The following is a 14,821-nucleotide window of genomic DNA, read 5'->3' as shown; positions in this document are numbered from 1 at the left end:
ATAGCTGCCCGAGGTATCGGTGCTGTTGAGCGGAAAACGCCACACGCGCCCCTCCAGGTCGCCGACATAGACGGCATCCGCCGTGAAGTCACTTTCATCCAGCACATAGGCAGTGGGGCGGGCCATCCCCGTCACCGCCGTGGTGCCGGTGCTGATGTCCTGCAGCAATTCGCCGTTGCTGGGGTTCACGATAAAGATATGGCCCACGCCGTCCGCGTTGTTGTAGCCAGAGGAGAAGATCACGACCCAGCCGTACTTGGCCGTCTTCACCACCACCGGGTCGCCAAAGCTGTAGCCCATGTCGATGCAGTTGGAGGTGCAGGTGCCGCCGGACGCAACGGGCAGCTTGCTGCGCTTGGGGAATTCCCAGAGCACCTTGCCCGCTACTTCTGCCTCCGTCGTCATGACCGAAGGATCGGTCACGTCGATGGCGTAGTAGCTCATGCCACCCTTGCCCAGGCCGCCGATGAGGACGCTGCGCCAGTCGGAGATCGATGAGTCCGCCTGTGTCGCTCCGCCCGCCCGCTCCATGTCGATATCGAACACCAGCGCGGTGGCGTCCACATAGTTGCGATGCGAATATTGCGGGTTGCCCAGTTGAGCAAGAAGGCCGTCCGTGGCGGTCGTGGAGTTCTTGTAGAACAGGGCGCTGGGAATATAGGCAAACAATTCCTGCCCCGCCCCAGAGCCCAGGCCGCCCTTGAACGCATGCAGCATGCCGTCGTTGGCGCCCACGTATAGCGTGGTGGCTCGGGCGCTGTAGGTGTTCTTGAACGTGCTGTAGCCCGGGTTGAAGATGTCCGCATAGCGGTTGGAAGGCGCTCCCGCGACCGTGATCTTGGAATTCACGATATCGCCCAGCCGGCTGCGCACCGTGCCCGAGGACGCCTCTGTCGAACGCACTCGATAGCCCGAGCCCTCGTTGGTGGGATCGCCGCGCAGGAAGTTGACGTAGTTGGCGCTGTCGTCACCGGTCACGTAGCTGGTGTTCAGCAGGGTTTTCTGCTCGGTGTTCAGGCTGGTGTGGCGAAATGGCACGCCGCCGGTGGTGCTGGACGTGGGGTTGCCCATGGTCACGACGCGGCGGCTGGAATTCCAGCCGCTGCCGCCGAGCTGATTTTCAAAGACCGTGCGCGTCGTCCATGATGCGACAGATGCCAGAGTGGGGTCACCGGAGCTGCTGATGGTCAGCTCGCTGCCCGAGACTTCGCCGCTCCAGTTGGAGGAGTCGTACTGCGCAGCATAGGAAGCCTCACTGTCTCCCACGACCTGCTTGGATGCGAGGGAGAACGTGGTGGTGTAGGACTTGATATCGCCCACGATGCTTTCGAATGCCTTGGTCAGGCCGGAAACCAGCGTATCAGGCCGCTCCCCGGTAAAGTAATTGTCGGGGCGTTTCTGTGCGGAAGTGCCCGAGCCGACAGTATCCGTGTTGGTATACCACCAGGATTCCGGAATCGGATTGCTGGATGAATAGCTGCTCTGCGAGAAATTCGTAGGTGCCTTCATGCCCCCGTATTTGGCAGCCATGTAGAACTTGTTGTTGGTCTTGTAACCTGTCTCCAGCACGTCCACCCAGTAGGTCTGCACGCTTTGCTTGCCTTTGGTTTGGGGCTTGCTGGCATCGTCCGGGCGGATGTCCAGCACGTTGGCCTGATAAGCGAGACCAGCCATGTAATCGGTCGAGTATTGAGAACCCGTCTGCGTTGCGGCATTGGTGGTGACGCCTTGCATGCCGCGTACCCAAGTGGTCGCGGTAAATGCGGAAAAGAATGAATCGTCGCTCCCGAAGTCGGGCTTGGGCGGCTCTTGCAGAGAACTCGGAGTCTGGGTTCGATCATCGCCAGGCACATTGCGGTCACGGTGGGTATTCGTGTCGCCGATACCCAGGATGAAATTCCTCTGGCAGGAATACTGGATGGGGTCGGTAGTCGTCCAGTCCGTGATCACGGGGAAACCATCCAGCCAAGTTTTCTTCGTGGATGCCGTGGTAGCGGGAGTCGTCGGCGAATTATTACTTGCGGTGGGGGAAGCAGCCAGTTGGCTCCAGCTGGGAACGTTCGCCAAATTTCTGTAGTAACGCAGTGCCGCGTAATACAGCTCGTTCACCGGGTCAAAGCTTTTGTACTTACCGGGATAGAGCTGACCAAACCGGTTGAGATAGTTGATGACGCCGCTATCGCTGATGGTGACGCCGCTGAAAGAGGTAGTTGCGGCAGCGTCAGCACTGTCCGGATTGCGCACGAATTGTCCGGTGGTGGAGCTCCATTCAGCCAATGAATTGGCGACGTCGGGCTGCCCCGGCTGCGGCTGTGCGGGGCCGACGAATTTTTGCCGGGCTCGCAGGACTCCACCATCACGGTATTCATTGGACTCGTTCAGGTAACCGAACGCGCTGAAGCGGATTTCTCTGGCGTATTTCTGAATCAGGCCTTCCGGCTTGTAGTTGCTACCGTAGGCCACGCAATTGCTTTCAACCCCCACGGACGCATCGCACACCTTGACGCGCACGGTCACGCGATTGGGTGACGCATTGGATGGCGAGGTAATCTGCATGGTGAAGCCCTGGCCACTGACGGCGGTCGTGACGCTGCTTGAAAACGGCGTCGCACCGGCAGCCAATGAGCTGGAGATCGTTTTAGCCGCAAAGGGACCATTGCCGTTGTGCCAGGCCTTCTGGAGAATGGTGGTGTCTACTGTGTCGACCACACGGTTACCACCTGTCATCGCCCAGCGGAATGGGTCAATGGTGGCCATCGTCGCCCAGTTCAGGTAGTTACCGCTCCACTTGCCGGAGCAGACATGGTTGGTGGCTTTACTTGCGGGTTTGAAGTAACTGTTGTCACCCTGGGCGCTCGTGACGGTGGTGCCGGCGTCAGTCTTGTTGGCTGTGGTGTCCGTCACGTACGTGTAGCACTTGTCGGGATCAAAATAACCAAGGAATGTGGCCGTTGTGGAATATGCATCCGTGTGCGCCACGCTTTCTGCGGTGGGGTATTCCACGGACAATGCGAGCGCCAGATTGCCCGGCACGTTCGAAGTCGACAGCACGGGCTGATCCGCCAGTTGAACGGTCGCCATGGTCTGCAGCGGAACGGCAGCGGCGACGAAGCATGCGAGCGCACGCTTCCAATGGGACAGGGACATGTTCTTCCTCCTGATGCGGCGCGTGTCTCGCGCTGATTACGCTTCGGGTTTCGTGAAGGTGTTCTGAATGAAAACCTTGGTGTTGCGCGGTCCAAGCACCCGCGCGGTGACACGGTAGACAGGTTGGACTTCCGTTTTTGCATTGCCGCTCAGGTGAGCGCTCCCGCCAACTGGCGTCTGTTCGAAAACAATGCAGTGGTCGGCGCTCGCTGTATCCGTCGCGATGTTGCACAGCCGCTCGATGATGTAGCGGATCTTGACGTCGCTGCTCGCGCCGGTCAGGTCATTGGAGGCGACGCCGACCGTGGCGAACACCGTGTCGTCCAGCAGCGCATTGGGAATGCCTTGCGCGTTGGCCGCCAGCGTCACCGGGCTGTAGTTCACGCTGGTGTTGGCGCTTCCCGTCGCGGCGGAGCCCAGGGGAAAGGAACTCGCCACTGCTTTCGCCACGGCCTGCTCGGCCTGGTTGACCAGATCACGGCGGAACGCCAGGTTGCCGGAGCTGGTGAGCGCCATGTTCATGGAGCGCATGACGGCCAGGCCGCCCAGGATCAGGATGAGCAGCACGACGAGCGCGAGTATGAGCGCCGCGCCGCGTTCGGATTTCAAAGAGCCTGGCATGGATAGCTTGGGTTGCTTCATAGCAGCTCCTCCGGCGGCAGCAGCCGCATCATCATGGAGCGCAGGGGGATGGTGGTTTCAACGATGCGATGGGCGTAGTGGCGGTCGGCATCGGCAACGCTGACGGTGGCTGCGCCGGGCTGGCCTTCCAGAAGGGTGTAGCTCGCGTCCGCCACCACCTGGTTCTGCCGTGCATTGCTGCGCACCAGCAAGGCAATGCGCACGGCGGTGATGGAGCGCATTCGCGTGGGCGGGCTCTGGGCAATCAGCGCGGAGAGATCGAAATCACCCGTGGGCTCCTGCCAGGCGGGAGAACGCGTGGCGTCGGGATCGTCGATGTTGCTGTCCACCCCGTAGATGGCGCGCATGGCGACCACGCCTTCGGCCATGGCCTCGGATGCGTCCTGCCCCGAAGAGCGCAGCAGGTCATAGCGGTAGAGCACGCTGTCCGCGCCGACGCCAAAGGCCTGCATCTGGAGATTGTCGGCGCTGCCGATCGCCGAGAGCATGGTGCGGCCCGCTGAATTCAGCGCCAGGGTGTTGAGCGTCACGCTGCCATCCGCGGATTCCGTATTGAAATACGCTCCGCCCAAGGGCACCGCGGTCTGCCCCACGGTGTCCGAGAACGGCGGCGTTCCGCCATCGACCTGGGTCAGGATGCAGTCCGTCGTGCCTTCGCGGCTGACCACCAGCACGTCGCCTTGGCGGATGCTGACGGTGTTCTCCAGATACAGCTTGCTGTCGGCATCGGTGTAGGTGCGCACCACGCGGGGCACATCGCCCACGTTGGCAAGGCCGCTCATTGCGATCAGCACATCGGAGCCGCCTGCGGACTGCCCCTGCGCGATCAGCAGCGGCGCGAGCCGCAGATTGGCGACGCCCGGGCTGCCCCCCATCACTGCGGCAAACGGCGCCGGCAATGCGGTCGTGCGCGGCAGGATCTGGGCGCCGTCGCGCTTCACATTGAGCTTGCATCCCATCACGCCGCGATTCCAGTACTGGCTGAAACCCGCGCCCGCGCTGCGGATGGAATTGTCGAGAATCGTGGCGGTGAACGCGCCGCTCTGGCTCATGTCGTTGGCGCCGGTGGTGACGCGCTCGTGGGTCTGGCTGACGACAATCATGCCGGTCACCGCCAGGACCACGATCATGCCGATCGCCATCGCAACCATCAGCTCGATCAGGGTGAATCCGCCCTGCGATGCGCGCAGGCGGAGCTTCACGTTGGAGTGGAATGAGAAAGCCATGTTCAGAAATCCGGCCCTGTCAGTGTTACCCGGGTGGTGAGGCGGTTCACGTCGTCGCTGGCCCGCGAAGGCATGCGCCAGGTGATCTCCACGTCGGCCGTGCGGTCGACGCCGCCCACCGCGGTGATCGAGCCAGTGCCATTGGGCAGTTGCCCGGCCACCTCGTCCTTCCATGCCTGCAGCGCATCGGAAGCCAGGGTGATGGAATTCGCCTGCCACATGGATGCCGCCGCCGCGTCGGCGAGCAGCGCCGCGCGGTTGCGCTCGTCGGCTTCGCCTGCCATGCCGATGGCGCGCGTCTGCAAGCCGATCAGTCCCAGCACGCCCAGGGAAAACAGCAGCACCGCGACCAGCGACTCGATCAACGCCGCGCCGCGCTGCCGGGAGCCGCGCCCGCGCAGGGAGGATGAAGAAGGATGGGAATTCATGTGGGGCACCCGTCGGGATACTGGGCGATGTCCTTGTCGCGGTCGCACATGCGGACCTGCCCGCCAATGGAGACCATGACCCGCAGGTGGCGCTTGGCGTTGGGCATATCGATGTCGAACACCGAGGCCGTCGTCGCGGGCAGGCTGCAGGATGCGCCCGCCGGCCCCGGCGCGGAATTCGCGCTCAGGCGCCCCAGGCTGTTGAAGCAGATGGCCGAAGGCCCCGTGATGGTGACGCCGTCCGCCATGTCGCCCAGCACGCCAGAGTTCAGCAGCGTGGCCGTGTCTGCGGCCATCAGCCCGGGCACGGTCACGGCCGCCCAGAACTTTCCATTGGCATCGGCGCTGAAGGCGCTGGTGGTGCTTTCGACCTTGGCGTTGGTGAGGAACAGCACGACGGGCTCGCTGCGGCTCAATGCGTCGGACTGAGCGCCACGCAAGCCGCTTTGCAGCGCATTCGCCACCACGCGCACCCTGTTGTTGCGCACCCAGTCCACGAGGGAGGGAATGCCGATGCCCAGCAATATGGCCAGAATGCTGACAGCCGTCATGAGCTCGATGGCGGTGAATCCGGCCATGCGGCTGCGTGAGCGCGGCTTGCTCAGCACGCCTGCCCCTTCTTCAGCGTCCATCCGGTCGCGCAAGTGCTCCAGCCCGCCACGGTGCTCGTCGTCGAGCGCACATTCTGCTCATTGACCGTATAGGTCAGGCCCGGCCCGACGGCCTGGATGATGTATTCCGAAGCCGTTGGCGTGCCCGAGCACGACAGTGTGAATACACCGGCTTTCGTGTTGGCCGCGCAAGGCGCGTTGACCGAGCCGGAGGTGCCGTAGGTCCGGAAGTTCTGATAGTGGCGCTCCATCTGGGCCTGCAGGCTTTGCAGCCCCGCGGTCCCCTCCGCCACCTGCCCGCGCAGAACGTAGTCCTTGTACGAGGGATACGCCACCGCGGCCAGAATGGCGACGATCGCCACCACGATCATGAGCTCGATCAAGGTGAACCCCGAAGAATCCCGTTTTCCAAGGCGCCGCCGGGCGGTATATGTCTTTTCTTGCATCTCGTAGTTTATGTTACAAAACCGTTCCTTGAAGTGTAGGGGCGAGCGCATCCGACTGCCCGACCACTTGTCGCCGCACATATACCGCTTGTCTTATTTGTAAGTGAATCCGCGCGATTGCACGCATCTGCGCGCAATGCATCCGGAAGATGCCGCGCCGTTGGCTGTGCGGACGATGCACCCGGGCCGCCCTCGCTCGAGTGCTCCCGGCAGGCGGGCGATTGCCGCCGCGCCGCTCGAGACGAAGCCGCCATCCCACAGGCTCAAGAGGCTTGATCCCGGCGCAGGCTAGCTGCGATGGCTCAGGGCGTTTGTCACCAGCTTCGAGGTGATGTCCACGATCTGGATCATTCTGTCGTAGTGCATGCGCGTCGGGCCGATCACGCCCAGCGTGCCCACGACCTGGCCGTCCACTTCGTAGGGCGCGCTGACCACCGACAGCTCCTCGAACGGAACCACCTGGCTTTCTCCGCCGATGAAGATGCGCACGCCCTCGGCCTTGCTCGATATGTCCAGCAGGCGAAGAATCTGCGTCTTCTGCTCGAAGAGGTCGAAGGCGCGGCGCAGATTGTCCATGTCGCTGGAGAAATCGCTCACCGACAGCAAGTTGCGTTCACCGGAAATCACCACGCTGTCCGCCGATTCGGAGAGCGCCTCGGAGCCCGCGTTCACCGCGGCCTGCATGAGCGTGACGATTTCGCCACGCAGCGATTCGACCTCCGACTGCAGGCGCTCGCGCACCTGCTCCATCGTCAGGCCCGAGAAATGGGAGTTCAGATAGTTGGCGGCCTCGATCAATTGCGAGGACGAATAGTCGCTTTGCGTGAAGATCACGCGGTTCTGCACGTCGCCCTCGGGCGAGACGATGATCACCAGCAGCCGTTTTTCGGACAGCCGCATGAATTCGATGTGCCGGAACACCGACGGCATGCGCGGCGCCATCACCACGCCCACGAACTGCGAGAGGTTCGACAGAAGGTTGGCCGCATTGGCTATCACCTTCTGCGGCTGCTCGGGCATGAGCTTGAGTTCCGGCAGCTTGTCGCGCTGCACCGTGAGCATGGTGTCCACGAAGAGCCGGTAGCCGCGCGCGGTCGGGATGCGCCCGGCGGACGTGTGCGGGCTGGCGATCAGGCCAAGCCCTTCCAGATCCGCCATGACGTTGCGGATCGTCGCGGACGAAAGCTCCAGTCCCGAGGCCTGCGACAGCGTGCGGGAGCCGACCGGCTGGCCGTCCGCGATATAGCGCTCGACCAGGGCTTTCAACAGTAACTTGGCGCGATCATCCAGCATGCGGACATTCTACGGCGGCGCGCACGGCGCTTTCGCGCTGGCGGCGGCGCACCAGCCCCTCTTAACCCTTGGGCCGCATGCCGGCTCTGCGGCTCTTTCATGGGAAACGGCTCCGGGCGTGATATACCCCCATTCAGGATCCACGGGCATCCATGCCTGCCGCATCCACGGGGTGGCTTTTCGAATGAAGGCACGCCGTGCAGGCCGGCAGGAAAATCAGCCCTGTTTAATGATGTAATTTCCGGATGACCATCAACTTTCGCAAAGTCGCTCTCATCGGCAAATACCAGCGCCAGGTCTCGGAGGCCGCGTCGGAGAAGTCCAGGCTCGCGCTGGAGGACATCGGCAGATTCCTCGTCGCCGAGGGCTGCGAAGTGCTGCTGGAGTCCGAGACGTTCGCCAACACCGGCCTGGCCGGCCACGCGGTCGCGGAGATCGATGAAATCGGCGAGCGCGCCGATCTCGCCCTGGTGGTGGGCGGCGACGGCACCATGCTGGGCGCGGGCCGGCAACTGGCGCGTTATCACACGCCGCTGGTGGGCATCAACGGCGGACGCCTGGGCTTTGTCACCGACATTGCGCTGGAGGATTACCAGAACGCGCTCGGCCCGATTCTGCATGGCGATTTCGAGGAGGACGTCCGCCCGATGATGCAGGCGCGCGTGATGCGCGGCGACGAGTGCGTGTTCGAGGCTCTGGCGCTCAACGACGTGGTGGTCAACCGCGGATCGACGTCGGGCATGGTGGAGCTGCGCGTGGAAGTGGGCGGCGTGTTCGTGTCCAACCAGCGCGCCGACGGGCTGATCGTCGCCTCCCCCACGGGCTCGACGGCCTATTCGCTTTCCGCCGGGGGGCCGATGCTGCACCCCTCGCTGCGCGGCTGGGTGCTGGTGCCGATCGCGCCGCATACGCTGTCCAACCGGCCCATCGTGCTGTCCGACTCCTCCGAAATCGCCATCGAGGTGGTGGGCGGCCGCGACATCTCCGCCAACTTCGACATGCAGTCGCTGGCAACGCTGCTGCACGGCGACCGCATTCTGGTCACGCGCGCCGAGAATTCCGTGCGCTTTCTGCATCCGCGCGGCTGGAGCTACTTCGCCACCTTGCGCAAGAAGCTGCGCTGGAACGAAGGAGGCTCCTGATCATGGCGCTCAAGCGCATCGCGTTGCGCGATTTCGTGATCGTGCAGTCTCTGGACCTGGACCTGCAGGGCGGATTCACGGCGCTCACCGGCGAGACCGGCGCGGGCAAGTCGATCCTGATCGATGCGCTGCAATTGCTGCTTGGCGCGCGCGCCGAAACCGGCGTGATCCGCGAAGGAGCCGAGCGCGCGGAGCTTGCCGCCGAGTTCGATCCGCCCGCGCGCCTGGATGGCTGGTTCGAGGACGCCGGCATCGAGCGGGAAGACGTGCTGCTGATCCGCCGCACCATCGACACACAGGGCAAAAGCCGCGCATGGATCAACGGCAGCCCGGTCACCGCAACCCAGTTGCGAGCGCTGGGCGAGCATCTGCTGGACATTCATGGACAACACGCGTGGCAAAGCCTGACGCGCCAGGACAGTGTGCGCGGGCTGCTGGACGCCTACGCGGGCGTGCAGACGCAGGCGCTGGCCGCGCTATGGACGGACTGGCGGGAAAAACTCCGCGCGCTGGATCACGCCCGCGCCGCACAGGACTCCCTGCAGCGCGAACGCGAGCGCCTGCAGTGGCAGATCGGCGAGCTGCAAAAGCTCTCGCCGCGCGCCGACGAGTGGGAAGAACTCAACGCCCTGCACGCCAAGCTGTCCAACGCGCAATCACTGCTCGACAACGCCCAGGAGGCCGCGCTTGCGCTGGAGGACGATGACGGCAACGGCGCGATCCCGCGGCTGTCGCAGGCGCAGAATCTGCTGCAAAGCTATGAGCATGTGGATGACTCCTTCCGCTCGATGAACGAAGTGCTGGGCAACAGTCTCGCGCAGGCGCAGGACGTGCTGCGGTCGCTGCAGGGATTCCTGCGCCACACGGAACTGGAGCCCGAGCGGCTGGCCGAGCTCGATGCGCGGCTCTCGCAATGGATATCGCTTGCGCGCCGCTACAAGCGCCCGCCGGAGGACCTTCCTGGACTGCTCGAGGGCTGGAGGTCCGAGCTTCACGCGCTTGACTCGGCGGCGGACATCGAATCGCTTGCCGACGCCGAAGCCGATAGCCGCGCGGCCTATGAAAAGGCGGCGCGGGCGCTCACGCAAAAGCGCTCCAGGGCCGCGCCGCGGCTGGAGAGCTCCGTCACGCAGGCCATGCAGAATCTCGGCATGGCGGGCGGCAGGTTCGTGGTGCTGCTCGAGCCCGCCACCGAGCCCGCGGCGCACGGCATGGATCAGGTGAGCTTCCTCGTGGGAAGCCATCCCGGCATGACGCCCCGGCCCATCGGCAAGGTGGCCTCGGGCGGCGAGCTGTCACGCATTTCCCTGGCGATTTCCGTCACGACGAGCGAGCTCGGCGAAGCGCCCACGCTGATCTTCGACGAAGTGGACTCCGGCGTGGGCGGCGCGGTCGCGGAAACCGTGGGGCGGCTGATGCAACAGCTGGGGCGCGCCCGCCAGGTGCTGACCGTCACCCACCTGCCGCAGGTGGCCGCATGCGCGGACCACCATCTGGTGGTGGCCAAACACAAAACGGCACGCAGCACCAGCAGTTCCGTGCACGCGGCCCGGGGCGATGCGCGGGTGCAGGAAATCGCCCGCATGCTGGGCGGCGAGAAGCTGTCGGCGGCCACGCTGGCGCATGCGCGCGAGATGCTGGAGCCGGCGCACCCGGTGCAATAAAGAGGGATCGGTCAACCGTGTGGAACGTAGTGGATCTGTGGTGAAGGAAATGTCGCTCGAAATCGTGCTCATCACCGGAATGTCCGGGTCGGGAAAGTCCGTGGCGCTGCATGCGCTGGAGGATGCGGGCTTTTATTGCGTGGACAACCTGCCGCCGGAGCTGCTGGGCGCCTTCGTCGCGCTGGAGCATGTCAACCACGGCAACCGCCTGGCGATCGCCATCGACGTGCGCAGCGCCACCGCGCTGCCCCTGGTGCCGCTGCAGCTCGACGAACTGCGCAGGCAGGGCGTGCGGGTGCAATGCCTGTTCCTGGATGCCAGCACGGAAATCCTGGTGCACCGCTTTTCGGAAACCCGCCGCCGCCACCCCTTGTCCAAGGACGAACTGCGCGACGGCCAGAGCGCCCTGCTGCAGACCATCGAGCTGGAGCGCGAGCTGCTGTCCGAGCTGCGCGAGCAGTCCCACGTGATCGACACCAGCGCCATCCGGGCGTCGCAACTGCAAGGCTACGTCAAAAGCCTGATGGCCGTGCCGCCCAGCCGGATGATCCTGGTCTTCCAGTCATTCGCGTTCAAGCGCGGCGTGCCGGTGGATGCGGACTATGTGTTCGACGTGCGCATGCTGCCCAATCCGCATTACGAGCCGGCGCTGCGCGAACTGACCGGCCGCGACGCCCCGGTGGCGGAGTTTCTTCAGCAGCAGCCCGCCGTCGATGCCATGGAGCAGCAGATCACGCAGTTCCTGGAGAACTGGCTGGACGCGCTGGCGGAAAACCATCGCAGCTATGTGACCGTCGCCATCGGCTGCACCGGCGGCCAGCATCGCTCCGTGTATCTGGTGGAGCGGCTCGCACTCCACTTCAGCCCGAAATGGAACACGCTGCGCAGGCACCGCGAACTCGATGCGGCCCGGCCCGGCAAGCCGTGAACCAGCGAGGATGGCGAGGAGTAACGGCCCGCCGCCCGGTCCTCATCCGCTCATTGCCGCTACCTGCCGGCGGGGAGCCCCGACAGCATCTTGCGTACGGGAGCGGGCAGGCCCAGCGCCGCCCATTCGGACGCCGCGTAGAACCCTGCCCCATCCGTGGCGTCGCGCCCCCGCCTCAGAGAGCTGGCGGCGGACAGTTGCATCACCACCGGATGCAGATAAAGGTCGCGGTGCGTGAGCACGTGGGCGACCACGTCCATGTCCTGGAGCGAGGCGGCCGCATCATGGGACGCGCGCTGCGCCAACTCCTCGCGGTCCTCGAAGACCGGCGGGCAATACAGCCCCGCCCAGATGCCCGCCTGCGGCCTGCGCTCCAGCCAGAGACGTCCCGACTCATCGCGCTCGATCAGCAGCCACCACGACTGGGCGCTGCGCTTGAGCTTGCGCGTTCGCACCGGATAGTCCTCGGGATTGCCGTCGCGGTGCGCCTTGCACACCGCCGCCAAGGGGCACAGCAGGCAGGCGGGAGAGCGCGGCGTGCAAAGGCCCGCCCCCAGGTCCATGAGGCCCTGGGTATAGCGCGGCATGTTGCTTTCGAGATCGGTGTCCGGCAGCAGATCGTCGGCCAACGCCCACAGCCTGCGCTCATTGGCCGCCGTGGCCAGATCGTCACCGAATCCCAGCACCCGGGTGAGCACGCGCCGCACGTTCGCGTCAAGGATCGCCGCGCGAACGCCAAAGCAGAACGATGCGATGGCCGCCGCCGTGGAGCGGCCGATGCCCGGCAGCGACGCAAGTTCGTCCACCGTGCGCGGAAACACCCCGCCGAAGCCGCTCACCACCATCTGGGCGCAGCGGTGCAGATTGCGGGCGCGGCTGTAGTAGCCCAGCCCGCTCCAGAGCGCCAGCACCTCGTCCTGCCCGGCGCGCGCGAGCGCGCGCACGTCCGGGAAGCGCTGTAGAAAGCGCGCGTAATAGTCGAGCACCGTGGCGACCTGGGTCTGCTGCAGCATGATCTCGGAGAGCCACACGCGATAAGGGTCGCGCGTGTTCTGCCAGGGCAGATGGTTGCGTCCGTGCTCTTTCTGCCAGCGCACCACGCGCTCGGCGATGCTGGGAATCCCGTCGGTCATCGGCGCAACTTCAGCTGATCAGCAAATCCACCATGCCGCTCGAAGGCGCGACGCGCTCCTGGGGCGCCGGCGGCATATGCACCAGCCGGTCGGTCATGGCCGTCAGGCGCATCTGAAGCTCGTCGAGATGTTCCTGCACCGCCTCGATTTCCGCGATGCGTTCCACCAACCCGTTGGCCGCGCCCTGAATGCGATCCACGGCCTCGATGCGGCGAGAAAAACCGCGCTTTCTCTCGCGCAACTGCGCATCGAGCTGCGCGGTGGCGGCCTTGCTCCACAATTCCAGCTCATTGGATGCCGAATCCATCACCGCGCGCAGGCGCAGCGCCAGTCCGCGTTGAAGCCGCTGCGCGAATTCGGGCTGCGCCAGGCGCAGCGTGTTGCCCATCCCGATGTATTGCTCGTGGCGGCGCTCTATCTCGGAGATGTCCTCCAGATAGTCAGCGAACTCGGGGGATTTGGGCACTTGCAGCGAGAAACCGAATTCGGCATTCAACAGCCGGTAGGTGCCGCTGAGCATGTCATGGATTTCACCGCCGGAATCCCGCGCGGCCTCCAGCAGCGCGCGCACCCGGGCAAACGTATCCGCATAGACCTTGCGCAGCCCCATCTTGAGCACGCCTCCGCCTTGCAACGCCTCGGCCAGCGGCGCCATCTGCGCCTTGAGCGCTCGCGATCCAAGGCGATGAAACACCTCGCGCATCATCTTCAGGTGCACCGAGCGCAGCGCCAGCACCTTCGCCGTGCTGGCCTCGAAATCGCGCTGCTCCATCTCGATGCGCCCGCGCATGGCCTGAATGACCGTCGAGTTCTTGCCCCGCAGGCTGTTGAGCTCGGACATCTGGTCATCCAGATCACAGCGGCGGATGTTCATCACGCGCATGGCCTCCGCCTGCAGCCCGGCCACGCCGCTGGAGACGATGCCGCGAAGAATCGACTGGCGGCGGCCCAGGATGCCCTCGCCCAACGCCTCTTCCAGATGCGGCAGGCCGCTGGCCTCCAGCAGCAGGTCGTCGCAATTGATCTTGGCGACCAGCCCCTTCTGCGCGGACACCGGCACCACCTGGCTGAGCGATACGCCGAGGATGTCCGCCGAATCGCGGCATTGCCGGTCAAGCTGCTCCTGCACCTGCGTTGGCGAGTTCAGCGAATCCCACAGCGCATCGATCTTGTTGAGGACGACCAGCCTGGTTTCGCTGTTCTCGGGCGAAGCGCCCAGGTGCTCGCGCCAGATCGCCAGGTCGGAGCGCGTCACGCCCGTGTCCGCCCCCAGGATGAACACCACCGCATGCGCCTGGGGGATCAGGTTGATGGTCAGCTCCGGCTCGGCGCCGACGGCGTTCAGGCCCGGCGTGTCCAGGATCACAAGCCCCTGCTTGAGCAACGGGTGCGGCACATTGATGAGCGCATGGCGCCACATCGGCACGTCAACCTTGCCGCCAGCATCCGCCATGGGATTGTCGTCGGGCGAGTCGTCATGCCAGAAACCCAGCGCGCGCGCTTCGTCGATGCTGACGCGGCGTACCTCCGACACCTTGGCCAGCGCCTGCGCCATCTGCTGCGCATTGTCGATCTCCAGCGGGATCGCGGTCCATTGATTCTGCTTCAGGCGCCATTCCGCAAGGCCCTGCGGCTGCAGCCGCGTCTCGATCGGAAGCAGCCGCAGGCAAGGCTCGGAGCCTTCCTCGTAGGACAGCTCGGTCGGACACATGGTGGTACGTCCAGCGCTGGCGGGCATGATGCGGCGGCCATAGTCCGCGAAGAAGATGGCGTTGATCAGCTCGGACTTGCCGCGCGAGAACTCGGCGACAAACGCCACCATCACCTTGTCGCTGCGAACCTGCTCTTCCAGGCGCTTGAGCCGCTCCTCGATGGCGCCATCCATCAATTCGTGCGCGCCCATCCAGTCCGCCAACTGCCTGAGCTGCTGTGCAAACCCGCGCTTCCATGCGCCGTGTTGATCGAACTGTTCGTTGAATGAAGGGCCCACGATAGGTATCTACTTATTGTTTTCTCGCATTGCGCTTTAAAAGCGATAGTGAACGAGGGTTGCTTATATAACGCAATATAGCATCAGCATCGCAACAATTCACTGCGCCATGCCCCAAGGCAAGGCGAGCCTCGGCCACATGGCATGAACCCGGGCGCCCCCATGGCCGCA

At 64.5% G+C, this 14,821-nt stretch carries 12 protein-coding genes; 3 read left to right on the top strand and 9 right to left on the bottom strand.

Annotation, left to right across the window (positions count from 1 at the left end; genetic code table 11):
- The 7 genes from ABWP92_RS12635 to hrcA all read right to left on the bottom strand — a co-directional run.
- Positions 1-3,147 (bottom strand): pilus assembly protein (locus ABWP92_RS12635; protein WP_353235740.1); only part of this gene is annotated, 3,147 nt, incomplete at its 3' end.
- Between the two features lie 36 nt (positions 3,148-3,183).
- Positions 3,184-3,768, bottom strand: a complete 585-nt coding sequence (locus ABWP92_RS12630; protein ID WP_353235739.1) for a hypothetical protein — start codon at positions 3,766-3,768, stop codon at positions 3,184-3,186.
- Positions 3,769-3,785: 17 nt separating this feature from the next.
- Complete coding sequence (locus ABWP92_RS12625) at positions 3,786-5,015, bottom strand: PilW family protein (protein WP_353235738.1); 1,230 nt, start codon at positions 5,013-5,015, stop codon at positions 3,786-3,788.
- Positions 5,016-5,017: 2 nt separating this feature from the next.
- Positions 5,018-5,443: a fimbrial assembly protein gene (locus ABWP92_RS12620; RefSeq protein WP_353235737.1), complete on the bottom strand. Its 426-nt coding sequence runs from the start codon at positions 5,441-5,443 to the stop codon at positions 5,018-5,020.
- Positions 5,440-6,075 carry a prepilin-type N-terminal cleavage/methylation domain-containing protein gene (locus ABWP92_RS12615; RefSeq protein WP_353235736.1) on the bottom strand — a complete coding sequence of 212 codons (636 nt, stop codon included), beginning with the start codon at positions 6,073-6,075 and terminating at the stop codon, positions 5,440-5,442. The genes ABWP92_RS12620 and ABWP92_RS12615 overlap by 4 nt, the downstream gene beginning before the upstream one ends.
- Positions 6,045-6,500 carry a type IV pilin protein gene (locus ABWP92_RS12610; protein ID WP_353235735.1) on the bottom strand — a complete coding sequence of 152 codons (456 nt, stop codon included), beginning with the start codon at positions 6,498-6,500 and terminating at the stop codon, positions 6,045-6,047. The genes ABWP92_RS12615 and ABWP92_RS12610 overlap by 31 nt, the downstream gene beginning before the upstream one ends.
- A gap of 288 nt (positions 6,501-6,788) precedes the next feature.
- Complete coding sequence (gene hrcA, locus ABWP92_RS12605) at positions 6,789-7,793, bottom strand: heat-inducible transcriptional repressor HrcA (protein WP_353235734.1); 1,005 nt, start codon at positions 7,791-7,793, stop codon at positions 6,789-6,791.
- 245 nt (positions 7,794-8,038) lie between these two features.
- Here hrcA and ABWP92_RS12600 point away from each other — a divergent pair, with 245 nt between their 5' ends.
- The 3 genes from ABWP92_RS12600 to rapZ are packed head-to-tail and all read left to right on the top strand — an operon-like array spanning position 8,039 to position 11,527.
- The gene (locus ABWP92_RS12600) at positions 8,039-8,935 is read left to right on the top strand and encodes an NAD kinase (RefSeq protein WP_353235733.1); all 897 of its coding nucleotides are present in this window, start codon (positions 8,039-8,041) and stop codon (positions 8,933-8,935) included.
- Positions 8,936-8,937: 2 nt separating this feature from the next.
- Positions 8,938-10,599 (top strand): DNA repair protein RecN, encoded by a 1,662-nt coding sequence (gene recN, locus ABWP92_RS12595; RefSeq protein WP_353235732.1) that lies wholly within the window; start codon positions 8,938-8,940, stop codon positions 10,597-10,599.
- 49 nt (positions 10,600-10,648) lie between these two features.
- Entirely contained in the window at positions 10,649-11,527 is an 879-nt protein-coding gene (gene rapZ / locus ABWP92_RS12590) for an RNase adapter RapZ (RefSeq protein WP_353235731.1), read from the top strand.
- A gap of 59 nt (positions 11,528-11,586) precedes the next feature.
- Here rapZ and mutY read toward each other — a convergent pair whose 3' ends face one another.
- Together mutY and ABWP92_RS12580 are read right to left on the bottom strand one after the other, a co-directional pair.
- A complete protein-coding gene (gene mutY, locus ABWP92_RS12585) occupies positions 11,587-12,660 on the bottom strand; it encodes an A/G-specific adenine glycosylase (protein WP_353235730.1) in 1,074 nt (357 codons plus the stop codon).
- A 10-nt stretch (positions 12,661-12,670) separates the two neighbouring features.
- On the bottom strand, positions 12,671-14,650 hold the full coding sequence (locus ABWP92_RS12580; protein ID WP_353235729.1) for a dynamin family protein: 1,980 nt from the start codon (positions 14,648-14,650) through the stop codon (positions 12,671-12,673).
- Positions 14,651-14,821: the final 171 nt, after the last annotated feature.

This window comes from Diaphorobacter ruginosibacter (genome assembly GCF_040396215.1).
GTDB lineage: Bacteria > Pseudomonadota > Gammaproteobacteria > Burkholderiales > Burkholderiaceae_C > Diaphorobacter_A > Diaphorobacter_A ruginosibacter_A.
The sequence above is the reverse complement of the archived record's forward strand: the minus strand, read 5'-3'. Positions and strand labels throughout refer to the sequence as shown.

Bases quoted from the DNA above. Each gene is read 5' to 3' on its own strand.
- ABWP92_RS12625 (WP_353235738.1), bottom strand. From the start codon at position 5,015: ATGGCTTTCTCATTCCACTCCAACGTGAAGCTCCGCCTGCGCGCATCG.
- hrcA (WP_353235734.1), bottom strand. From the start codon at position 7,793: ATGCTGGATGATCGCGCCAAGTTACTGTTGAAAGCCCTGGTCGAGCGC.
- rapZ (WP_353235731.1), top strand. From the start codon at position 10,649: ATGTCGCTCGAAATCGTGCTCATCACCGGAATGTCCGGGTCGGGAAAG.
- mutY (WP_353235730.1), bottom strand. From the start codon at position 12,660: ATGACCGACGGGATTCCCAGCATCGCCGAGCGCGTGGTGCGCTGGCAG.
- ABWP92_RS12630 (WP_353235739.1), bottom strand. From the start codon at position 3,768: ATGCCAGGCTCTTTGAAATCCGAACGCGGCGCGGCGCTCATACTCGCG.
- ABWP92_RS12600 (WP_353235733.1), top strand. From the start codon at position 8,039: ATGACCATCAACTTTCGCAAAGTCGCTCTCATCGGCAAATACCAGCGC.
- recN (WP_353235732.1), top strand. From the start codon at position 8,938: ATGGCGCTCAAGCGCATCGCGTTGCGCGATTTCGTGATCGTGCAGTCT.
- ABWP92_RS12615 (WP_353235736.1), bottom strand. From the start codon at position 6,075: ATGGACGCTGAAGAAGGGGCAGGCGTGCTGAGCAAGCCGCGCTCACGC.
- ABWP92_RS12620 (WP_353235737.1), bottom strand. From the start codon at position 5,443: ATGAATTCCCATCCTTCTTCATCCTCCCTGCGCGGGCGCGGCTCCCGG.
- ABWP92_RS12610 (WP_353235735.1), bottom strand. From the start codon at position 6,500: ATGCAAGAAAAGACATATACCGCCCGGCGGCGCCTTGGAAAACGGGAT.